This window comes from Rhodococcoides sp. S146-33, assembly GCF_059489205.1.
The window spans coordinates 484,627-506,472 of record NZ_JCAJWY010000001.1 but is presented as its reverse complement, the minus strand read 5'-3'; the positions used below and the strand labels follow the sequence as shown (position 1 = coordinate 506,472).

Genomic DNA, 21,846 nt, shown 5'->3' with positions numbered 1-21,846 from the left:
CCGCGACGTATCTCAATCGTGACCGGCTCGTATGAATACCGTGCTTGTTACTCGTGTGACTACAGTGAATATTGTGACTCATGAGTTCTATGAGTCGTCTCCGTCGTGGCCCGCGCAAGGTTCGCGGTCGCTACCTCGTCGCCGTGGCAGCCTCGGCGACATTGACGGTCTCGGCCGTGTTCTGGATGGTCGATCGGCCACCGAGCGAGGCCGAAGTGTTGGTCTCGAACTTCGTCGATGCGCTGGACAACCGCGATGTGGCAGCCGCCGCCGCGCTGACGACCTACCCGAACGCCGCGGCAGCGGCTCTGAACCAAATGTTCGACGGCTTGTCGGCCGGCGGCACGTCCACCGGCGATTTCGACCTGACCCAGTACATGGACCTCTCCGACGAGAGCGGCTTCTTCACTCTCGCGTCCGCGTGGAACTTCGGCGAGGGCAAGGATTGGAAGTACAGCGCACAGGGCTCGACCAAGAAACTCAGCGTGGGCTGGCGCATCGCGTGGGATCCGGCCACGCTCGTACCCGACCTCACCTCCGGTGGGTCGGTCCGCTACACCCGCACCGACGCTGCGCCCCCGTTGATCTTCGACGCCGCGAACAACGTGCTGATGAGTGAGCGGACCATCAACGCCATCTCCCTCGACCCGGCGCAGACCAGTGATCCGGTTGCGTCCACCCAGCAACTCGCCGACATCATCGATGTCGTCGCTCCGCTCATCACCTCCGAATCGATGATGGCAGAGCTGAATTCGGCCGGCGGTGCACCGATCACCGCAGTGACCCTGCGCGACGACGACTTCGCCGTTCTCGAGGACGATCTGCGGGCCGTGCCGGGTGTGGTGGTTGCCCCGCAGCCGAAGCTCATCGTCGACGACCGTCGTATCACGTCACCTGTGCTCGATTCTCTGCGTGCCGCATGGCAAGCCGGTCGCGACGCCACCGCGGGATGGGCCGTCGACACGTACACCGTCGACGGAACCGGCGAGCGCCGCGTCGGATTCCAGGGACCGGGTGGGCCGGATCTGCACGCCACGCTCGATCCGCGCGTGCAACTCGCGGCAGAGAACGCAGTGGTGATGGCAGGGACGTCCGCGTCGATCGTGGCCTTGTCCACCTCGACCGGCGCGATCATCGGTGCGGCACAGAACAGTTACGCGAACGAGCAAGGCGACGTGGCCTTCGGCGGTTCCTACCCGGCCGGCACCGCGTCGGATCTGATCAGGGCTGTGCAGTCCGATCGTGGTGACGACAGCGGCGAGGACGCAGCCGCGCGGCTCGGCCTGGGAATTCACTACTCGATGCCCGGTCTCGACGCCTACACCGGAACTCCCGCGGACAGTCGTACTGCAATCGACGGCATCCGCACCGTGTCCACGGCCTCCGGTGACGAAGCGACCGTGACGCCGTTCGGACTTGCCCAGATGGCGGCGGCAATCTCGCGGGGCAGCGCACCGATTCCCACCATCGTCGCCGGACAGACCGCCGTCGCCGACCGCGAGTCGGAGCCGATCGGAGCGGACGCGTCGAACCGGTTGCGCGGCATACTCGCCGACTCGTCGAGCAGCAGCGGCCTCGACACGTTCGACGGTGTCCAGGGTTTCGCCGGGGAAAGCGGCGACGATCGGTTCGTCCTCGCCACCAGTGGTGACGTCGCCTTCGCGGTGTACATCGAGGACGCAGACGGTGGGGATCAGGCAGTGCGGATGACGAGCCGGTTGCTGCAGGAGATGGCGAACCCCGTCGAATAGGGGCTCGATAGTTAGGCACGGTAGTTTCATTCGGTGACGGTGCTCGATTTCGGACTTCTGGTGGTGGCCGGGTTCTTCGCCGGGCTCATCGGGTTCGTCACCGGGCTCGCCTCGCTCGTCTCCTATCCGGCGCTGCTGGCGGTCGGCTTGCCCGCAGTGTCGGCAAACGTGACGAACACCGTGGCTCTGGTCGCTGCCGGCGTCGGAGCGACTGCGAGTTCCTCGGCCGAGCTGGCCAAGGACGGCAAGCAGTTGGTTCGGTACGCAATCTATTCCGCGCTGGGCGGTAGCACCGGCGCCGTTCTGTTGCTCGTCACCCCGGACGGATCGTTCGAGGCGGTTGTCCCGTTCCTGGTCGCGATGGCTGCGGTTGCGCTTTTGTTGCAGCCGAGAATTCGAAAGCTGTCCGGTGACAAGCAGTTTCCGACGCTCTATCCCCTGGCGCTGTTTGCCGTCGCGATCTACGGCGGCTATTTCGGTGCCGGAGCAGGCGTCATATTTCTTGCGCTGGCGTTGATCTGCACCGCAGATACCTTTTGGCGCGCAAGCGTTCTGAAGAGCTTCTTCCTGGGTATCGCCAATCTCATTGCCGCCATTATTTTTTCGTTTTCCGGCCAGGTCAATTGGCTGGCCGCCCTGGCGCTGGCGATCGGCTGCTTCGTCGGCGGAGCCTGCGGGCCACCGACCGTCAAAGTGATCTCGCCGATCGTCCTGCGCGTCGGAGTAGGGATTCTGGGGCTCGGTCTCGCCGGTTGGCTGGGGTATCAGGCTTTCGGCTGAGTGACTGCTTCGTCGCGGTACAACGGTGAGTCGGCGGCAGAACGAGTCACCGTCGCGGTGATGCCACCTTCGGCGAAGTGCAGCAACGCTCTATGGCGTTCGTCCATGTCGCGTGCATGCATTCGGCCCCCGGTGAGACTGTCGAGCCGGAGATTGTTGGAGTAGGTGTGCATCGCGGCGGCGACCAGATGCAGGTACGCGTCGTGAATTGCCACCTCGTTCGCGTGTGGGAACAGTGTGCGCATCTGGGTCATGAAATCGGTGGCGATGGCGTTGAAGTCGTCGACGATCAGGCGACCGATCGGGTTGCCCGAGTTCGAGAGTTGGGCGATGAGCCGAAAGTAGTTGTCCCATCCAGGGTCACCGGCACGGCGGCGCATCGGTTCGGTGAACGCGTCGATCAGTGCACGAAGACGTGCGGGCCGGGTTCCACGCGTCGGTAGCGCCGACAGATGAGCGCGTCGATCGTCGTTGAGAGGGCGGATGCGTCGCGCCAGCACGGCTTGAAAGAGCGCTTCTTTACCCCCGAATTGCTCACTGACCGAGGCCAATCGGGTGTGTGCGCGGTCGGTGATATCGCGGACACCGACACCGAAGTAGCCGCGGTCGGCGAAAAGTTCCTCGGCTGTGTCGAGCAAGCGGGTCTGCAATTCTGCGCGATTGGCGTCCCGTTTCGATCGAGCAGGCGGGTCTTCGGGGGCGGAGAACGTCACGAATCGAGTATGACGTGGCTGATGCTGCCGATCCCGTCGATGGCCAGTTCCACGGTGGATCCAGGTGTGAGCCAGTGTCCGGTTTCCATCCCGCTGCCGCCGGGCAGGGTGCCGGTGGCGAACAGTTCACCGGGCCGGAGTGTCTCACTGCGGGAGGCATGCGCCAGTACTTCCCCGATGGTGTGCTGCATCCCGGCGCTCGAGACGGTGGACACGATGGTGCCGTCGATGGTGACCGTTCCCCGCAAGGAGTCGATCGTGGGCAGGATCTCGTCGGCGGTGACGGCCACCTCCGAGAGCGAGGTCGCGAAGTGTTTGGACTTCTGTGGCCCGAATCCGCTGTCCATCTCGGAGCGCTGAACGTCGCGGGCACTGAAATCGTTGAGGACGACGAACGCTCCGATGGCGTCGAGAGCCTCGTCCACGGTGGCGTCGAACAAGCCCCGTGCCAGGACGAAGCCGATCTCGAGTTCGTAGTCCAGCGCTTTCGCATAGGACGGGGCGGCGAGCGCAGTCCCCGAGGGGACGAAGGTGAGCGCGTTGGACATGTAGTAGATGGGTTGGGTGTAGAAAAGCGGCTTGGGGCGCAGCAGCGGAAAAGGCCGTCGGGTGAGCGCCTCGACGCCGGCCACTGCCCGGCTCTGCTTCGGATGGAAACGCCGGAGCAAGCCCCGACTCGCGTCGAGTACATGTTGTTCGTAGAGCATGAAGTCCCGGAACGAAGCCGGCTGGAACGGCAGCACCAGCGCACTGTGCTGGAGGTGTTCATCGGCGCGGGCCAGTTCCCACTCTGGATCGAAAACGCGGCCGCCCAAGGCCGACCGGTCGAGTGTCGGTTGCCAGGACTCACCTGTGGTCGAGGTCTGTAACTGCAGCCCGTCCGCGGTCCGTATCCGTCGCAGTTTCACCGCACGATTCCTTTCGGTAACGGAACGAGTGTTCCGTGTAGCGTGGTTAGATGTTAGCGTCGGAACGATCGTTCCGAAAGGGTGGGAAGTCATCGTGCGCGAAGTAGGTTCCGAGGTGTCTGTGCTGCAGAAGATGTTCGTCACTGCCTGCGCCATCACGCGCACCACCGATGTTGCGGCGCGAGCGACCGGCGTCGCACCGTTTCTGCCCGCGCTGTTCGCCCTGCGCTACGCCAATATGGGTGGTCTCGACCGCACCGCATTCGCCCACCAGTTGAGTGGCATTCGCTCGTTCCGCGACGACCGCTGGTGTGGTTACTGGAACAGCATCGCGTCGAGCCATGCCGATCACGCCACCGGGCTGCTCCGCGACCTCGCCGTCGGAACCGTCCCGAATATCGGCGGACCCGCAACCGCGGCCGACGGTGAGGCCCTCGCTGATCTGATCGCTCCCGCAGCAGCACTGTTTGCCGACCACGGTCCACAACCGAGCGCAGGCGCAATCACCGACCTTGTCGCCGCCCACGCACCCGCGGCCGATCGACTCCGAGTGACGACCGCCTTCCGGGCACTCGACGCCTGGGTGAAGGCCATGACCTATTACCAGGTCAGCGCCTTTCCCGGCCACAGTGAGCAGCGCATGCAAGCCTATCGGCGCTCACGAGAACTGTTCGACGTCCTCATCGGCGCCGTGGCCCCACTGCTGAACCTCAACGTCGAGTTCGTCGAGATGGCAGTCTCCGGCGGCGAAACCGTGGCGGGCTATCTCGTTCTGCCGCCCGGACCGGGACCGCACCCGATTGTGCTGACCACCAATGGGCTCGAGGGCACCGCCCAGGAATTGGCGATACCGCAACTGCGATACCGCGACTCGGACATGGCGATGTTCCTGATGGAGATGCCCGGCAGCTACGCCTACACCAAGCCCATGGGCCCGGAATCCGAAGCGGTTTACCACGAGGTCATCGACCACCTGGTGGCCGACGATCGCCTGGACTCCCAACGGATCGCCATGGTGGGGGTCAGTTTCGGTGGATATTGGACGGCCCGCCTGGCCGCCACCGACCACCGGATCGCCGGTGCCATCGCGTGCGGCGCTCCAACGCACCGCTCTTTCACCGGTGGGGCGCTGGGAACCCCGCAGATCATTCTCCACGCCCTCGCCCAGACACTCGGCGCGCGACATCCGCTGGACCTCAAGCGCAAACTGTCCGCTCTGTCCATTCGGGACCGATACGCCGACATCTCGATACCTCTGCTGGTGATCAACGGCGACCACGACACTTTGATGAGCACCCAGGACAGTGTCGACCTCGCCGACGCCGCTCCAAACGGCACTGTGATCCTTTATCCGGACGACGATCATTGCGCGATGGGGCACTACCGCCAGTGGCTCGACGAATCACAACGCTGGCTCACCGAACTCTTTCTCTCCCAGAAGGTGTAGTCGATTGTTTCACCTCCCGGAGGGCTCGCGTCAGATCAGTTGCGCCACAGCTTCTCTGGGGGCACTGCAGCAACCGCCGGTCGACGGTGCGTCGGGCTCGTCGAACAGGCCTGCGCCACCGCAGACGCCGGTGTCGGGAAGCGTCAGCTCCACCTTCCGTGCGCCCTCGTGGTCGCCGGCGAGTTCGGCTGCGATGCTGCGTACCTGCTCGTATCCGGTCATCGCCAGGAACGTCGGCGCGCGGCCGTAGCTCTTCATGCCGACCAGGTAGAAGCCGGGCTCGGGCTGGGTGAGTTCGTCGACGCCGTGCGGGACACCGATCCGCACGAGTGCATGTTGGGGTCGACCAATTCCGCGACGAATCTCGGTGCCTGCAGGGTGGGGTCGAGATCGAGGCGAACCTCGGACAGCCAGGACAGATCGGGGCGGAACCCGGTAAGCGCGACGACGCGATCGACGTTCTCGATGCGGGCACCGGTGTCGCCGATCAGCACGAGCCAACCATCCTCCACCGCAACGGTTTCGGTACGGAATCCGGAGACGACGGTGAGGTATCCGTCGTCGACTGCCTTCTTCGCACGTTGGCCGAGTGCCCCGCGGGCAGCGAGTTCGTCCGCTTCGCCGCCGCCGAACACGTCCGCAGTGACGCCTCGGCGCACGGCCCAGGTGAGTGTCGTTCCTGGTTCCTCTGCGGCGAGTTCGGCGAAGGTGATGATGGCGGTGAGGGCGGAGTGGCCGCTACCGGCGATGACGACGTGCTTGCCCGCGAACCGAAGGCGGACCTTTGGATCGGTCAGATCGGGGACCCGGTAGTCGATCCGGTCAGCGGCGGCCTTCTCGCCGACGGCCGGAAGGCCCTCGCTGCCCAGTGGATTCGGTGATCCCCAGGTGCCCGACGCGTCGACGACCGCGCGGGCGAGGATGCGTTCCTCGGTCCCGTCGGAGTGGCGGATGTGCACGGACAGCGGCTCGGTGTCGCGGCCGGCATCGACCACGCGGTCGCGTCCGCGGCGGGCGACGCCGACCACCTCGGAGTCGACTCGGACGGCGTCGCCGAGGACAGCAGCGAGGGGCGCGAGATACTGCTCGACCCATTCGCGTCCGGTGGCGTAGGTGTCGCCGTTCGGTGCAGTCCAGCCGGTCGGCTCTAGCAATTGTGCGGCAGCGGGATCCACGACCTCGGACCACGGGGAGAACAATCGCACGTGGTTCCATTCGGACACTGCCGCGCCTGCGGACGGCCCGCGTTCGAGAACGACCACGGCAGAGCCGGTTTCGGTGAGATGCGCTGCGGCGGCGAGCCCGATGGGGCCTGCGCCGATCACTACTACGGGGTATGAGTTCATGACTGATCTACCTTTCCTCGTCGAGCGAGAGTGTCCACTGCTGCGCGTGCGGTACGGCCGACGCCGATGAGCGTTGCCGATGCCGGTCCGGTCCAGTCGCCGTAGCCGAGAAACAGCAGGTTCGGTTCGACTCGAACATGGTTGCCGTCCAGCACGATTCCCGGCCCGTCGGCGTGCAGGTGAAGTGGGCGCAGGTGACGAAGTGCTGGTCGAAAACCGGTGCACCACACGATGGCATCCAGCTTCTCTGTCGTGTGCCCGTCGGTGACGCCGTCGGAGGTGAGCGCGATGAACATCGGCCTGGCGTGCAGAACTCCACGATCGCGGGCCTCTCGCACCGGCGGGACCATCACGATGTCTCCCAAACCGGCAACCCCGCCGGAGTCCGATGTGCCCTCGGCAAGAGCGCGGGCCCGATCGCTGGCAACATCGAACAGCACCCGGCCGTCGACATCGTCGGGAAGGAAGCGTGGTTCACGGTTGGTGAACCACAGGACCTCGGCGACGGTGGACACCTCGGCGAGGATCTGCGCCGCTGAATTTCCGCCCCCGACGATGCCGACGCGCTTGCCCACGAACACATCCGGTGATCGGTAGTCGGCGGCATGCAGTTGGATCCCGCCGAAGTCACGCATGCCGGGATAGCTCGGCCAGAACGGCCGAGACCACGTTCCAGTGGCATTGATGACGGCTGCGGCAGAATAGGACGCGCCGTCGGTGTCGATTCGATAGCCGTCCTCGACACGATTCACGGACGTCACCTCGACGGGCCTACGCACCGGCAACTCGTACTTCTTCTCGTATGCCCGGAGGTAGTCCACGACGTGCGATGTCGAAGGAAAACCATTGGGCCACGGCGGCATCGGCCAGCCGGGTAGTCGCGAGTACTCGGCCGGCGAAAACAGGTGCAGCGACGGCCAGTAGTCCTGCCAGGACCCTCCGGCATGCGTCTGGTTGTCGAGTATGACGAAGTCGAGCCCGGCTCGTCGCAGGTAGTAACCGGCGGCCAGTCCTGCCTGACCGCCGCCGATCACCACCACCTCCGACGCCATTCGACTCAACCGTCGGTGCTGCGCATTCGGGTCGCGAGTTCATCGACACGAGCGGCAATATCGTCGCGTACCAAACGCATCCGTTCGATTCCGTCGATACCGCGTTCGGACGGCTCGTCGGTGTTCCAGTTCTCGAAGATCGGACCGTCGACTGGATCGACCTGTGCCTCGCTCCCGAGGGTGATGACGTAGTCGATGCGAGACAACAACTCCGGGTCGATCGGCTTCGGCTGCTCACCGGACAGGTCGACGCCGACTTCGAGAAGAGACTCGGCCGACAGTGCGTTGACAGCTCCGCCGGGTTTTGTTCCGGCAGAGTGCACGTCCACCGAATCGCCTGCGATCTTGCGCATCAGGCCGGCCGCCATCTGCGACTTGCCGCCGTTCTTGACGCAGACGAACAGCACGCTGGGTCTTGTCATGAGGCCGAACTCTGCTTCGCTGGAACCAGTTCGGCGATCAAGTCTTCGATTCGGCTCTTGATCTCGTCACGAATCGGGCGGACAGCTTCGACGCCCTTGCCGGCCGGATCGGCCAGTGCCCAGTCGCGGTAACTCACACCCGGGAACACCGGGCACGCGTCGCCGCAGCCCATGGTGATGACGACATCGGAAGTCTCGACGGCCTCCGGAGTCAGAATTTTCGGAGACTGCGTCGAGATGTCGATGCCGAGTTCGGCCATGGCCTCGACCGCCGCGGAATTGATGGTCTCTGCGGGTGCGCTACCGGCGGACCGCACTTCGACGGTATCGCCGGCGAGGTGGGACAGAAAACCGGCGGCCATCTGAGATCGACCGGCGTTGTGGACGCAGACGAAGAGAACGCTGGGTGTGTCGGACATCAGTTAACCTCTGTGGGTTCGGTTTTCGGAGAGAAGCGCTTACGCAGTGCGAGCGAGACGTAGACGAGGCCGACCAGTACCGGCACCTCGATGAGTGGTCCGACGACTCCGGCGAGCGCCTGCCCGGATGTCGCGCCGTAGGTGGCGATGGCGACGGCGATCGCAAGCTCGAAGTTGTTGCCTGCGGCGGTGAATGCGAGGGTGGTGGTGCGTTCGTAGCCCAGACCCATCGCAGCTCCGAGGGCATAGCCGCCACCCCACATCACTGCGAAGTACACCAGCAGTGGCAGCGCGATGCGCACCACGTCGAGTGGCTGTGAGGTGATCCGATCACCCTGCAGCGCAAAGAGAATAACGATGGTGAACAGCAGGCCGTAGAGCGCCCACGGGGCGATCCTGGGGATGAACTTCTCCTCGTACCACTCGCGGCCCTTGGCGCGTTCGCCGAAGAAGCGAGATGCGAATCCGGCTATCAGCGGGATTCCGAGGAAGATCAGCACCGATTTCGCGATCTGCCACGGCGAGGCTTCGATGGTGGTCTGCTCGAGTCCGAGCCAACCCGGAAGCACCGAGAGGTAGAACCATCCGAGCACCGCGAACATGAACACCTGGAACACCGAGTTGATCGCGACCAGAACCGCGGCGGCTTCTCGATCTCCGCAGGCGAGGTCGTTCCAGATGATGACCATCGCGATGCATCGAGCGAGTCCGACGATGATCAGGCCTGTTCGGTACTCGGGCAGATCGGGAAGGAAAAGCCATGCGAGAGCGAACATCAGGGCCGGACCGAGGATCCAGTTGAGGACCAGCGATCCGATCAGCAGTCGCTTGTCGCCGGTCACGGTGTCCAGGCGGTCGTAGCGCACCTTCGCCAGCACCGGGTACATCATGATCAGCAGTCCGATGGCGATCGGGAGCGACACCCCGTCGATGGAAATGGACGACAAGGCGTCGTTCAGTCCGGGGATCATGCGCCCCAGGAACAGACCGACGACCATCGCCACGCCGATCCAGACGGGCAGGAACCGGTCGAGGGTGGACAGCTTGCCGACCACGGCAGTATCGGTCGTCGTACTCATGCCATGACCTCCGTGGACTCCGCGGCGCTGAGCACTGCCGACAGTTGTTGCAGCGCAGCGGGAACGACCGAGTAGTAGACCCAGGTGCCGCGTCGTTCACAGTCGAGCAACCCCGCCTCGCGCAAGACCCTGAGGTGGTGGGAAATGGTGGGCTGCGACAAGTCGAAGGCGGGGGAAATATCGCAGACACATGCTTCGCCGCCTGCGTGGCTGGCCACGAGGCTGAGTAGGCGAAGGCGCACCGGATCGCCCAATGCTTTGAACATGCGGGCCAGATCTCCGGCCCAATCCGCGTTCAAGGGTTCGCGGATCAGCGGCGAGCAGCACTCCTGGTCTTGATTCGACATGCGTCTATATTGACGTTCATCGAATCAATCGTCAAGTGAACAGATGCCGAACTCGAAGAAGGCGGTACAGAACGCCGAGCACGACTACGACAGTTCCGACGGCGATGGACGAGGCAGGCAGCGTGGCAATCAGGACGACGCATCCGATGCTTCCGACGATCTGCAGAACCTTGGGGTACCGCCGGTTCTCGGGCCCCTGCGTACAGGCGCTCAGGTTCGCAACCAGGTAGTACAGCAATACCCCGAACGACGAGAATCCGATGGCGTTCCGCAGATCGACGAGGAGAACGAGGATGCAGACGATCGCGGCAAGAGTGATCTCGGCGCGATGCGGAACCGAGTAGCGGGGGTGGACGGCGGTCAGATACGACGGCAGATCGTCGTGCCTGGCCATTGCCAGTGACGTGCGGCCGATGCCTGCGATCAGCGCGAGCAATGCTCCCAGCGCCGCCAGTCCGGCGCCGACGCGCATCACCGGCGACGCCCACGAATGTCCCGATGCCACGACGAGATCGACCAACGGCGCAGTCGACGAGGCCAGTAGGTCGGGGCCGAGGATCGACAGCAGGGTCAGTGCAACCACTGTGTAGACGACAAGCGCGATACCGAGGGCGGACACGATGGCACGCGGAATGGTGCGTTCCGGTCGGGTGACTTCCTCGCCGAGCGTGGCGATGCGCGCATAGCCTGCGAAGGCGAAGAACAGCAGACCGGCCGATTGCAGAATGCCGTACCACCCCTTCGCGGTGAACTCTGCGAGGCCGCCGACGGGAGGCCCGGAAGATCCGGTCAGTCCCAGAACCACTCCCACGACGAGGACGGTCAGTACGGCAGCGACGAGGATCTTCGCCAGCAGCGCCGTGCGGGTGATGCCGAAGTAGTTCACAGCTGTCAATACAACAACAGCCAGGGCAGCAACGACTTTCGTGTATCCGGCAGGTGCGACGTAGGCGGCGAATACGAGTGCCATGGCCGCAGAGCTCGCAGTCTTGCCGATGACGAAGCTCCAGCCGGCCACGAATCCCGGCCACTCGCCGAGGCGCTCACGGCCGTAGACGTACGTGCCACCCGACGTCGGATACTGAGCCGCGAGCTGAGCCGACGAGGTGGCGTTGCAGAACGCGACCACCGCGGCAATGGCAAGACCGATCAGCAGACCCGCTCCCGCAACGGCCGACGCGGGGGCGAACGACGCGAACACTCCGGCGCCGACCATCGAGCCGACACCGATGACAACGGCATCGACGAGGCCGAGTCGACGGGCCAGCGGCTGTGTCACGCCGGACACCGGTTCTCGTTCACGGCGACCACTGTAGGTGCCGTCGTCGGAATCAGCTCAGTTCCTGGAACTCCGACAGCAGCGCGAAGGTGGCTTCGCTCAATTCGGTCTGCGTCAGCAGGATGCCGACCGTCCCGTCCGGGTCGACGAAGAAGTCGGTGCCCTGCCCGCCGGACCATCCGTAACGACCGAGGTGATGTCCTTCGGTGACGACGGAAACGCCGAATCCCCAGCCCGTTGCCGCCCAGAAACCCGGGTAGAAACTGTCGTCGGTCTTGATCGACGCGGGTACTTGGTCGTGAGTCATCAGGTTCAGGTGTTCGGTGGAGACCATCGTCGCGATCCCACGAAGAAAGCGGTGGAAATCGGCCACCGTGGACACCAACTCGCCGTGGCTGACGTCGACAGGGGGCGGTCCCGCGTAGGCCCCGCCTGCTGCGGGTTCGGTCTCGATCAACGACCCGTCATCCAACCGGTAGGCCGCCGTCAGGCGATGACACCGGTCGCTCGGAACCCACAGTCCGGTGTCGGGCATGTCGAGTGGCTCGAACAAATCGTCGCGGAGGTGATCCTGCAGAGGTCGACCGACGATGCGCGAGATGAGGACGCCGAGGATCGCAAAACCGTGGTGGTAGCGCCACCCGGCACCGGGCTGAAAAGCCAGAGGAAGTTCCGCTATCTTCGCCAGCCATTCGTCCGCGCCGAGGGGAGACGGTGCGGGACCGGCTTCGGTGTCGTTGGCCGTCATCGCGCGGGCGAGCGGTGTGTCTTCGATCTGAATTCCGTACCCACTGGTGTTGGTGAGCAAGTGCCGCAACGTGATCGGTTGGTCCTGCGGAACGGTGTCGTCGAGCTCGGCATCGGGGCGGGTGAGCACCGGGCGGGCGGCGAGCTCCGGAAGCCAGGGCACGACGTCGTCGTCCAGCGTCAGTCGGCCCGCCTCCACGAGTCGCAGAGCGCCCACGCTGGTGACGATCTTGGTCATCGACTGAATCCGGACGATGGCGTCGACTGTCATCGGTGGACCGCCCACCGCCGACGACCCGATCGCGATGGGTTTTGCATCGGGGCCACCCAGCAGCGCGATTGCCCCCGGCATCAGTCCGGCGTCGATGTGGCGCGCCAACAGCTCTCGCACGGTTTCGCTCACGGACCCATCGTGTCACCGAGCGGTCCGGATTCCAACGATCGTTACGTCTTCTTCTGCTGGTACACGTCCGGGATGCCGTCGTGATCGTCGTCGCGGGTCTCTTCGATGTAGAAGTCCCGGTACGCCTTGTTGCGGGTTCGCAGAATGATCGAGGCGATGGCGGCCGCAATGATCGAACCGGTCAGCACACCGACCTTGACGTGGTCGTCGCGCTCGGTTCCTTCACCGAACGCCAGGTCGCCGATGAGCAACGACACCGTGAAGCCGATACCGGCGAGCATTGCGACACCGAAGACGTCGAGCCATTTGAGTCCGGCGTCCAACGTCGCCCGGGTGAAGCGTGAAACCAGGTAGGTGGTGCCGAAGATTCCGATGGCCTTACCGATGACGAGCCCGGCGATGATGCCGATGGCGATCGGATCGGTGAGAGCGCTTCGCAGACCGGAGAATCCACCGACGGTCACGCCGGCCGCGCAGAAGGCGAAGAGCGGCACTGCGATACCCGCGGAGATGGGCCGAATCTTGTGCTCGAAGTGTTCGGCGAGTCCGGGTCCCGCATCGGGGCCGCCGTTGGCCTTGCTGCGGATCACCGGGACGGCGAAGCCGAGCAGAACGCCTGCGACGGTGGCGTGGACGCCGGACTCGTGCATGAGCACCCAGGTCACGACTGCGAGCGGGATGAGAATCCACCACGAGCGGACGCGCATCTGCACAGCGACGGCGAACAGCGCCAGCGGAATCAGCATCAGTCCGAGGGCGATGAAGTTGATGTCGTCGGTGTAGAAGATTGCGATGACGCTGACGGCCAGCAGGTCGTCGACCACTGCCAGGGTCAGCAGGAAGGTTCGCAACGCAGTCGGAAGGTGCGTGCTGATCACGGCGAGAACGGCGACGGCGAACGCGATATCGGTTGCGGTGGGAATGGCCCAGCCGAGCAGAGCGCCGTCGCCCGTGCCGAGATTGAACAGTACGAAAATGACTGCGGGGACTGCCATTCCGCCGACGGCCGCGGCCACCGGCAATGCGGCGCGTGCCGGATCGCGCAGATCGCCGGCAACGAATTCACGTTTGAGTTCGAGTCCGACGACGAAGAAGAAGATGGCCAGTAGCCCGTCGGCGGCCCACGTCGAGAGCGTCAGGTCCAGATGCAGTGCCGAGGGGCCGACGCGGGTGCTCATCAGCGTGTCGTATGCCGCGGACCAGGGTGAGTTGGCCCAGATCAACGCGACGAGAGTGGCGACGAGCAGCAGTGCGCCGCCGACGGTCTCCTTGCGCAGGATCTGCGCCATGCGGTCTGCTTCTGACCAGGAGCCGCGGGAGAACAGCGGCAATCGCGTTGTGGGAGTGGGTGAATCAGACACAGTGACAAGGCCTTTCGGTAGCAACGTTGTGCCGAGCGAACCCGTCGAATGGATGGGCATGTGCGCAGCACAGAACAGTTGCCGACCAGACTTCCCGGCGCACCGTGGATGATCCTATCGCGCCGAGGCCGTTCCCGACGAACTCGGCGTCAGCGGGCGCTGGGTACGAATTTCGCCAACGCGCGCCAGCCGAGCAGCAGAACCGCGGTGGCCAGGGTTGCCACGATGATGAAAGACCCAGCAGTTCCTTGCCCGGTCACCGCACGCAGGACCATGCCCAGAGCGACCGTCATCACCCACACGACGATGCCCGTCGGGACGATGAGAAAAGCGTCGAACTTGTTGCGGTACAGCGCGAACGTGACGACCCAGCCGATGGCGGCACCGACCACGAACGGCCAGGCTGTGTGGAACAGACCGGACAGTGCGGTGGCCTCGGCATGGCTGCGGCGACCGATCGCGGCGAACAGCACGACCATCAGCAGGTCGAGGACGGCAGCAACTGCGGGGGATCGAAACTTCACGCGCCCCACTGTAGACACCCACGGCGAACGGCCCGCACCGCGAATGCGATACGGGCCGTTCGGTGGTCCACCCCGGGCCGTTCGATGGTGCACCCCGGGCGGATCAATGTGGGTTTCAGTCGGTCAGAGTGCAAGAAAGCGACATTGATTCGGAATGGTGGGAGGGGGATGCGAAGGAATTACGCCTGCAGTCCGGCTTCGATTTCCAGGTTCAGCGTGATCTTGTCGCCGACGACTGCGCCGCCGCCTTCGAGGGGCATGTCGATGCTGATGCCGAAGTCCTTGCGGTTGATGACGGTGCTGGCCTCGAAGCCGGCGACTGGTCCGTTGCCCATACCGGCGTTGACGCCGTTGAACTCGAGCTTCAGGTCGATGGAGTTGGTGACGCCGTGGAGGGTGAAGTCACCGGTGACGATGAAGTCTCCGCCGTCGGCCTTGACCGAGGTGGACTTGAACGTTGCGGTGGGGAACTTCTCGACCTCGAAGAAGTCGGCGGTCTTGAGGTGGCCGTCACGCTGAGCGTTGTCGGTCGTGATCGAGGTGACGTCGATCTCGGCGTCGACGGACGGGGTGCCGTCGGCGTCGACGGTGATGGTGCCGGTGAATGCCTGGAAACGGCCGCGGACCTTGCTGACCACCAGGTGGCGGACGGTGAATCCGACGGTGGAGTGGGCCGGATCGATGGCCCAGGTGCCTGCGGTGAGCTCGGGGAGGGCGATGGCGCTGGTCATGGTGACTCCTAGTGGGTTGAAGTTTCAATGCTCATAGTACACAAGCGGACCGGGGTCCGTATATATTCCGGATGAACAGAAAGTGACGAGCGCCACTGAAGTCGGGCGTTTACGCCTGCTCCGGATCGCCCTTCGGGTCCCGGATGTTCTCGGTGCGTCGCAGCTCGGCGGTCTCCTGCTGTTCGAGCGCAATATCGAATTCGAGATCGGCGTGCTGATGCTTGCGAAAGAGCACCAGAAACACGATCCACCCGACGATTGCGACGAGAATGAAGCTGACCCCGCGATAGACCAGGGCCGACGCGACGGCCTGCGACGCGGTGATCGATGCAGCGCTGGTCAAGAACGCGATGAGGGTCGCGTCGACCACGACGAGCCCACCGGGTGCGAGTGGAACGGATCCGACGGCCTTGCCGGCCGCGAATGCGATGAGCAGACCGGACAGTCGTGGATCCGCGCCGACGGCAAAGCACGCGAAGGCCAGGCACGCCACGTCGCCGAGTCGATGCACCGCCGACCACGACAGCGTGAGTGCGCCGTCGCGTTTGCCGAGCTGAACGGATTGAATCTGACCGATGATCTTGTCGATGCCCTCTGCCCCGGCGTCGAGCTCGTGGTTACGGAACGCGTTGTATTTGCGCAGTCCCCAACGCGCGACTGTCTTGATCGACTGAGGATGATTCGAGATGTAGCGGACGGCGACGACGATCGCGATGACTCCGGCGATCGGTAGCACCACGGTGAACGTGTTGATCGAACCACCGACCACAAGTCCGCCTGCGACGCCCAGAACGGCCAGTCCCGCCGCGGCGATGACGCCGGAGATGGCGAGCTGCCACGAGGCCACCACCGGGCTCGCGCCCCAACGACGGGTCTCGCGGTAGGTGAACGCTGTCGAGAAGACCTGTCCGGCGGGAAGGGTGAGCGCCATCGCGGTACTGCCGTAGATGACGGCAACGGACTTTCGCTGACGTACTTTCACGCCGCCTGCATCGAGCAATTGTTTCTGGACTCGGCCGAATGCGCTCAGTGACACCGCTTGAGCAACAACGCAGGCCGCCAGCCAACCCCAGTGGATTTCGCGGACGGCGGTCCAGGACTCGTGCAGCCGCGGCCACAGGTAGATCGCCTCGCCCACCAGCAGTGCCACCAGGGCGATTCCAGCTATCCACTTGACCCACCGGAGTCGGTTTCGCGGACGCCGCTCTACCGGTCCGCGGGTGGAGCTGGGGTCGGGCACCTTGTCAGACTAACTGTGGCCGGGTGCGGCGTCGGGATACTCGACCGGCCAGGCCAGGTGGGTGGCCCGTCGTCGACCACGCAGTTGAACCTGGTCTCCCAACTCCCACTGTTCCTGTTCCTCGTCCTCGGCGAAGTACAGGGCCGAGGTCGACGCCAGGACGCGTCCAGGACGCAGTTTCGCCAGCTCGGTGAGTCGCGAGGCCTCGTTGACGGGGTCTCCGATGACGGTGTACTCGAAGCGTTCGGCCGCGCCGATGTTGCCGGCGACGGCCAGACCCGCCGACACGCCGATACCGATGTCCAGGCCGGTGATCTCGTTCAATGCGAATCGCAGTTCGCGGGCCGCGGCGAGCGCGGCGGTGGGGGCGTCCGGACGATCGAGAGGGGCTCCGAAGATCGCGAGGGCCGCGTCGCCCATGAATTTGTTGACGAAGCCGTGATGACGCCCGACGACATCGACGACGACGCGGAAGAACTCGTTGAGCAACACCACGACTTCGCTCGGCGGGCGCTCGGCGGCGGCGGCGGTGGAGCCGACCATGTCCACGAACAGCACCGCGACGAATCGTGTCTCGCCACCGAGTTCGGTTCCGAACTGCAGAGCGCGTCGCGCCACGTCCTCGCCGACGTGCTGGCCGAACAGCTCGCGCAACACGCGTCGTTCGGCCGATTCCTCCATCATGCGGTTGAAGCCGACCTGCAGGCGGCCGATCTCGGAACCGTCGAACACGTCGACCTCGACGTCGGTCTCGCCGCGCTGAACGCGTTCGATCGCGCGGTGCAGCTGGCTGATCGGGTCGGAGATCTGGCTGGCGGTGAGCATCGACAGGACGAAGGCCTGCACGATGGCCAGCACACTGAGCAGGATGATGGCGATGGCGAGTGCGTTGGGGGAGAACACCAGATCGGTGGTCAGCTGGGTGGCGCACAGCAGAATGATGCCGATGACGGGCATCAACGTGCCCAGTCCCCACGTCATGGCCATGCGCGTACCGACGCCGGGCGTCATCGTGCGATCGAAGCGGCCCTCGCTCAATGCCATGGCCGCGACCGGCCGCAGGATGCGCTCACCGAGCATGTAGGTGAACCCGAAGGTGACCGTGGCGGCCATGCCGACGGTGACGATCACCGCGATCGACAGGGACGGCATCTCTGCGATGGTCAGCAGCACGAAGATGATGCCGCCGATGATCCACAGAATCAGGTGCACGATTGCCTGACGCAACGGCGCGTGCAGCGTCGTCATCTGTTCCTTGCGGGTGGGCGGGCCACCGCGGAGCTGCCATCTGATGACCGAGCGGAGCAACGTGTACGCGTAGATCAGGCTGACCACCAGGGCAACACCCAGATACGCACCGAAGATGTACACGTTGCGGACGCGGTCGGCGACGATCGATTGCGATTCGGGGATGGGCAGACCGTACCGCACGAACGCGAAGACGAGCACGGCCCCGAAGACGTTCGCGATGAGCATCGAGAACATATAGAGCGGCCAGCGACTCTTCAGAGTGAGCGAGACCGCTCGGAAAGATGCCAGCACGGGTTAAATTTAGCGGGTGAGCACCGACGAGTTGCGGGCGCAAGGTATGGGGGCGTCCCCGGGCCCCACTTCGGCGGCAGATTCGGTGCACCCGCTGGTGCGGGTCGGGGCGGAATGGACGTGGCGAGTCCTTGTCCTGTTCGCCGGATTCATCACCTTTGCGTATGTGGTGGCGAAACTGAGCACTGTCGTCATTCCCCTGGGTCTCGCGCTGTTGGCGGCCGCGATGCTCGTGCCGGTCGTCGACTGGATGCATCGACGCGGAGTGCCGAGGGCCGTCGCGGTGATCATCGTCATCATCACCAGCCTCGGGGTTGTCGCCGGGATCATGACCTTCATCGTCGAGCAGTTCATCGAAGGTCTGCCACAGGTGGGCGATCAATTCACTCAATCCATCAACAGCGTCGAGGAGTGGCTCAGCAACGGACCGCTGCACATCAGCGAGGACCAGATTCGGCAGGCCACCGACAATCTCGTCAAGGTCATTCAGGACAACCAGGAAGCAGTCACCAGTGGGGCGCTCACCACGGCGACGGTGATCGGCGAAATTCTGACCGGAGCGTTGCTGACCCTGTTCACGCTGATCTTCTTCCTGTACGGCGGCGATCAGATCTGGCAGTTCATCACTCGGTTGGCTCCGACCAAGGCCCGCAGGAAGATTCGCACAGCAGGCATCCAAGGGTTCGGGTCGCTCGTGGGTTATGTCCGCGCGACGGTGGCCGTGGCCGCGGCCGACGCGGTGGGAATCGGCGCCGGGCTCGCCATTCTCGGTGTACCGCTGGCTCTTCCGCTGGCCTCGTTGGTCTTCATCGGTGCGTTCATCCCCATCATCGGTGCCGTGCTGACCGGATTCGTCGCCGTGTTCATCGCCCTGGTGACGAAGGGCCTGATCACCGCCGTCATCACCCTCGGCATCGTGGTCGCCGTCATGCAGCTCGAAGGACATGTGCTGCAACCGCTTCTGCTCGGACGGGCAGTACGGCTGCATCCACTGGCGGTGGTGCTGTCCATCACCGTCGGAATTCTGCTCGCCGGCATCGTCGGGGGCCTGCTCGCTGTACCGATCGTCGCAGTCCTCAACACCGCCGTGCGGTCGCTGCTGGCCGACGATCCGGAGGAGGTCTACGAGGAACCGGAACCGACCGACCCGCTGTACGCGGCCGAAGCGAGTGATCCGCACACCCCTCCCGGTGCCGACGAGCCTGATCGGCTTGCCAAGGGAGAGCTGAAGATTCCGGACCAGAAGAACGATGCAGACGGCTGATCGAGCGCGGACCACGCTCACCTCGTCCGATCCCGACACCCCGCTGTGGCGGGCCTCGCAGGCATTTCGCCTGATCACCCTCGTCTACGCCGTCAGCTACCAGGTAGCCACCGTCGACAACTACACCAACCCACGGTTGAGCTGGGTGTTCGTTTCACTGATGGCCGTGTGGTCCGGGGCATCGGCGTTGCTGCTCGCGCGCGCATCGCTTCCGCGCTGGCAGGTGGTACTCGCCGATCAGATCATCGTCGTCGCACTGATGGCGTCGACGCGACTGGTGGCCGATTACGACTGGTACAGCACCCGTCAGACCCTGCCGACCACGCTGTGGGCCACCAATGCCGTTATCTCCGCCGCAATCCTGTTGGGCCCCAGGGGCGGGATTGCATCGGGTGTCGTGATGTCGGTGGTCAGCGCGCTCGTTCGCGATCGCTTCGACTCCGACCTGTGGTCCGACGCCACCGCCCCGGTGTTGCTCTCGGCCGGGCTGGCACTGGGCATGGCGTCGAACACCGCTCGGCGCGCTCATGAGGAGCTGCGTCGCGCAGCCCGATCGGCCGCCATCACCGAAGAACGTGAACGACTCGCCCGGCAGGTGCACGACGGGGTGCTGCAGGTACTGGCCCTCGTACGCCGGCGGGGGCTCGAAATAGGTGGTCCCGCTGCCGAACTCGCGAACCTTGCCGGTGAGCAGGAAGTTGCTCTGCGGGTCCTGATCTCGGAACAGGCCGCTCCACGCGGCGATCACACCGGCTCGATCGTGGACGTGCGCGCGCTGCTGCGCACGCAGGCGAGTACCACTGTCTCCGTGTCGACTCCGGCGGATCCGGTGCTCGTCGAATCCGAGGTGGCCGAGGATCTCGCCGCGGTGGTGGCAACAGCCCTGTCCAACGTCGAACTCCATGCCGGTGCCGAGGCCAAGGCCTACGTGCTGCTCGAAGATGTCGACGGTGAGTTGATCGTCAGTATCCGCGACGACGGCCACGGAATTCCCGCCGGACGGCTCGCCGCCGCCGAAGCCGAGGGCCGGATGGGCGTCTCGAAATCGATACTCGGCCGCGTCGAATCCCTCGGTGGCACAGCCATACTCGATACCGCAGAGGGTGAGGGGACCGAATGGGAGATTCGTCTTCCTCGAACGAAAGGACCGGGATGACAGAGGAGACGAATGCCGAGATCTCGGTGATGGTCGTCGACGATCACCCGATGTGGCGTGACGGCGTCGCCCGCGATCTCGAGGCCGCCGGATTCGGAGTCGTCGCCACTGCGGACGGCGTCGCCGCTGCCGGACGCCGCGCCCGGGCCACCACTCCCGACGTCGTGCTGATGGACATGCATCTGCCCGACGGCAACGGGGCCGACGCCACCGTTGCCGTCCTGGAGGGCTCGCCCGAGACCAAGATCCTGGTTCTCTCGGCCTCTGCCGAACGCAGCGACGTGCTCGACGCGATCAAGGCGGGCGCGACGGGCTACCTGGTCAAGAGCGCGTCGGCGGAGGAACTGTTCGACGCCGTCCGCGCCACCGCAGCGGGACAAGCGGTGTTCACTCCCGGTCTCGCAGGCCTGGTCCTCGGGGAGTTCCGGCGGATGTCGTCGTCGCCCGAACCCGAGTCCGATACGCGCCCGACGCTGACCGATCGGGAAACCGAGGTGTTGCGGCTGGTGGCAAAGGGGCTCAGCGCCAAGCAGATTGCGACGCGATTGACGCTCAGTCACCGCACCGTCGAGAACCATGTGCAGGCGACGTTGCGGAAATTGCAGCTGGCCAACCGTGTCGAACTGACTCGCTATGCCATCGAGAAGGGGCTGTAGGGGTTTGCGTCACGGGCCGACGGGCACTCTTGATCCCATGACCGACAACGAAGCAGTGGACAGCACCATCGACCCGGCGAAGCACTCGAAAGGCGTCGACGCCGACCGCGACCAAACCGGTGCCGAGCGCGACGAGGCGATCGACGAGTTCGACGGCCATCTCGACGGATCGGGTGAGGAGCCTTCCCTACCGACGCCCGAACCGACTGACGTCGCCGACAAATCCGACGAGAAGACCGTCACGCGCTCCGAGTAGCGCTACTGCGCGCACAGTTTGCCGAGCGCGAACTTGGCGACCGGTACGTACGGCAGGACCAGGGGCAGCGGGCCGTCGATCGTCAGCCAGGCCCTGGTTCCGCTCGGCCGTGAGACGACCCCGTGCGTCAGGTCGACGCCGATCGCCTGGTTCTGAAACCACGCCGACCATGCCCAGGTCCACGAGCGCTCGTCGACCGCATGAACCCGAAAGTCGATCGGTAGTCCCAGCGGCCCCAACACTCGACCGGTGCTGTCCGCGGTGAGTCGCTCCCCGCGGTATTCGACGCCCATGATCTGGGGAGCCCAGGTCTTCCAGGCCGTCGGCTCCATGTAGCGCTCCCAGACCTCGGGCGCTGCGGCGTTTCCGGTGGATTGCAGTGTCACTCGCATTCGATGTGCCTACCCGCTGGTAGCGATCCCC

General features: G+C 64.7%; 22 protein-coding genes and 1 pseudogene. 7 read left to right on the top strand and 16 right to left on the bottom strand.

What is annotated here, in order from left to right; genetic code table 11:
* Positions 1-89 precede the first annotated feature (89 nt).
* Together AC5WEY_RS02420 and AC5WEY_RS02415 are read left to right on the top strand one after the other, a co-directional pair.
* A complete protein-coding gene (locus AC5WEY_RS02420) occupies positions 90-1,751 on the top strand; it encodes an NTF2-like N-terminal transpeptidase domain-containing protein (protein WP_495645507.1) in 1,662 nt (553 codons plus the stop codon).
* A 33-nt stretch (positions 1,752-1,784) separates the two neighbouring features.
* Positions 1,785-2,531 (top strand): sulfite exporter TauE/SafE family protein, encoded by a 747-nt coding sequence (locus tag AC5WEY_RS02415; protein ID WP_495644548.1) that lies wholly within the window; start codon positions 1,785-1,787, stop codon positions 2,529-2,531.
* On the opposite strand, the gene AC5WEY_RS02410 is transcribed toward AC5WEY_RS02415, so the two are convergent.
* Positions 2,516-3,244, bottom strand: a complete 729-nt coding sequence (locus AC5WEY_RS02410) for a TetR/AcrR family transcriptional regulator (protein WP_495644547.1) — start codon at positions 3,242-3,244, stop codon at positions 2,516-2,518. The two genes, AC5WEY_RS02415 and AC5WEY_RS02410, sit on opposite strands and share 16 nt — an antisense overlap.
* Positions 3,241-4,152: a fumarylacetoacetate hydrolase family protein gene (locus AC5WEY_RS02405; RefSeq protein ID WP_057479605.1), complete on the bottom strand. Its 912-nt coding sequence runs from the start codon at positions 4,150-4,152 to the stop codon at positions 3,241-3,243. The genes AC5WEY_RS02410 and AC5WEY_RS02405 overlap by 4 nt, the downstream gene beginning before the upstream one ends.
* A gap of 94 nt (positions 4,153-4,246) precedes the next feature.
* Here AC5WEY_RS02405 and AC5WEY_RS02400 point away from each other — a divergent pair, with 94 nt between their 5' ends.
* The gene (locus AC5WEY_RS02400; RefSeq protein ID WP_495644546.1) at positions 4,247-5,599 is read left to right on the top strand and encodes an alpha/beta hydrolase family protein; all 1,353 of its coding nucleotides are present in this window, start codon (positions 4,247-4,249) and stop codon (positions 5,597-5,599) included.
* A 30-nt stretch (positions 5,600-5,629) separates the two neighbouring features.
* Here the strand turns inward: AC5WEY_RS02400 and AC5WEY_RS02395 are convergent.
* The 13 genes and pseudogenes from AC5WEY_RS02395 to AC5WEY_RS02335 all read right to left on the bottom strand — a co-directional run bounded on the left by AC5WEY_RS02395 (position 5,630) and on the right by AC5WEY_RS02335 (position 18,034).
* Positions 5,630-6,945 (bottom strand): annotated as a pseudogene (locus AC5WEY_RS02395) (FAD-dependent oxidoreductase).
* Entirely contained in the window at positions 6,942-7,997 is a 1,056-nt protein-coding gene (locus AC5WEY_RS02390; protein ID WP_495644545.1) for an ArsO family NAD(P)H-dependent flavin-containing monooxygenase, read from the bottom strand. Before AC5WEY_RS02390 ends, AC5WEY_RS02395 begins: the two are co-directional and overlap by 4 nt.
* A gap of 5 nt (positions 7,998-8,002) precedes the next feature.
* On the bottom strand, positions 8,003-8,419 hold the full coding sequence (locus tag AC5WEY_RS02385; protein ID WP_462662047.1) for an arsenate-mycothiol transferase ArsC: 417 nt from the start codon (positions 8,417-8,419) through the stop codon (positions 8,003-8,005).
* Positions 8,416-8,838 (bottom strand): arsenate reductase ArsC, encoded by a 423-nt coding sequence (locus tag AC5WEY_RS02380; protein WP_495644544.1) that lies wholly within the window; start codon positions 8,836-8,838, stop codon positions 8,416-8,418. The genes AC5WEY_RS02385 and AC5WEY_RS02380 overlap by 4 nt, the downstream gene beginning before the upstream one ends.
* Positions 8,838-9,917 (bottom strand): ACR3 family arsenite efflux transporter, encoded by a 1,080-nt coding sequence (gene arsB / locus AC5WEY_RS02375; protein WP_057479611.1) that lies wholly within the window; start codon positions 9,915-9,917, stop codon positions 8,838-8,840. Before arsB ends, AC5WEY_RS02380 begins: the two co-directional genes overlap by 1 nt.
* Positions 9,914-10,264: an ArsR/SmtB family transcription factor gene (locus tag AC5WEY_RS02370; RefSeq protein WP_495644543.1), complete on the bottom strand. Its 351-nt coding sequence runs from the start codon at positions 10,262-10,264 to the stop codon at positions 9,914-9,916. The genes arsB and AC5WEY_RS02370 overlap by 4 nt, the downstream gene beginning before the upstream one ends.
* Positions 10,265-10,295: 31 nt before the next feature.
* A complete protein-coding gene (locus tag AC5WEY_RS02365; RefSeq protein ID WP_495644542.1) occupies positions 10,296-11,552 on the bottom strand; it encodes an APC family permease in 1,257 nt (418 codons plus the stop codon).
* Between the two features lie 43 nt (positions 11,553-11,595).
* Positions 11,596-12,693 (bottom strand): serine hydrolase domain-containing protein, encoded by a 1,098-nt coding sequence (locus AC5WEY_RS02360; RefSeq protein WP_495644541.1) that lies wholly within the window; start codon positions 12,691-12,693, stop codon positions 11,596-11,598.
* A gap of 41 nt (positions 12,694-12,734) precedes the next feature.
* On the bottom strand, positions 12,735-13,982 hold the full coding sequence (nhaA, locus tag AC5WEY_RS02355; RefSeq protein ID WP_442971036.1) for a Na+/H+ antiporter NhaA: 1,248 nt from the start codon (positions 13,980-13,982) through the stop codon (positions 12,735-12,737).
* Between the two features lie 221 nt (positions 13,983-14,203).
* On the bottom strand, positions 14,204-14,578 hold the full coding sequence (locus tag AC5WEY_RS02350; protein ID WP_082521226.1) for a DUF3054 domain-containing protein: 375 nt from the start codon (positions 14,576-14,578) through the stop codon (positions 14,204-14,206).
* Positions 14,579-14,757: 179 nt separating this feature from the next.
* Entirely contained in the window at positions 14,758-15,309 is a 552-nt protein-coding gene (locus AC5WEY_RS02345; RefSeq protein WP_495644540.1) for a YceI family protein, read from the bottom strand.
* Positions 15,310-15,418: 109 nt separating this feature from the next.
* On the bottom strand, positions 15,419-16,549 hold the full coding sequence (locus AC5WEY_RS02340; protein WP_495644539.1) for a lysylphosphatidylglycerol synthase transmembrane domain-containing protein: 1,131 nt from the start codon (positions 16,547-16,549) through the stop codon (positions 15,419-15,421).
* Positions 16,550-16,558: 9 nt separating this feature from the next.
* Positions 16,559-18,034 (bottom strand): adenylate/guanylate cyclase domain-containing protein, encoded by a 1,476-nt coding sequence (locus AC5WEY_RS02335; protein WP_495645506.1) that lies wholly within the window; start codon positions 18,032-18,034, stop codon positions 16,559-16,561.
* 103 nt (positions 18,035-18,137) lie between these two features.
* Here AC5WEY_RS02335 and AC5WEY_RS02330 point away from each other — a divergent pair, with 103 nt between their 5' ends.
* The 4 genes from AC5WEY_RS02330 to AC5WEY_RS02315 are packed head-to-tail and all read left to right on the top strand — an operon-like array spanning position 18,138 to position 21,423.
* Positions 18,138-19,355 (top strand): AI-2E family transporter, encoded by a 1,218-nt coding sequence (locus AC5WEY_RS02330; RefSeq protein ID WP_495645505.1) that lies wholly within the window; start codon positions 18,138-18,140, stop codon positions 19,353-19,355.
* Positions 19,342-20,511 (top strand): MacS family sensor histidine kinase, encoded by a 1,170-nt coding sequence (macS, locus tag AC5WEY_RS02325; protein ID WP_495644538.1) that lies wholly within the window; start codon positions 19,342-19,344, stop codon positions 20,509-20,511. Before AC5WEY_RS02330 ends, macS begins: the two co-directional genes overlap by 14 nt.
* The gene (locus AC5WEY_RS02320) at positions 20,508-21,167 is read left to right on the top strand and encodes a response regulator (protein ID WP_057479620.1); all 660 of its coding nucleotides are present in this window, start codon (positions 20,508-20,510) and stop codon (positions 21,165-21,167) included. Before macS ends, AC5WEY_RS02320 begins: the two co-directional genes overlap by 4 nt.
* A 37-nt stretch (positions 21,168-21,204) precedes the next feature.
* A complete protein-coding gene (locus AC5WEY_RS02315) occupies positions 21,205-21,423 on the top strand; it encodes an autophagy-related protein 2 (RefSeq protein WP_495644537.1) in 219 nt (72 codons plus the stop codon).
* 2 nt (positions 21,424-21,425) lie between these two features.
* On the opposite strand, the gene AC5WEY_RS02310 is transcribed toward AC5WEY_RS02315, so the two are convergent.
* Positions 21,426-21,815, bottom strand: coding sequence for a MarR family transcriptional regulator (locus AC5WEY_RS02310; RefSeq protein WP_495644536.1), 390 nt, complete (start codon positions 21,813-21,815; stop codon positions 21,426-21,428).
* Positions 21,816-21,846 lie beyond the last annotated feature (31 nt).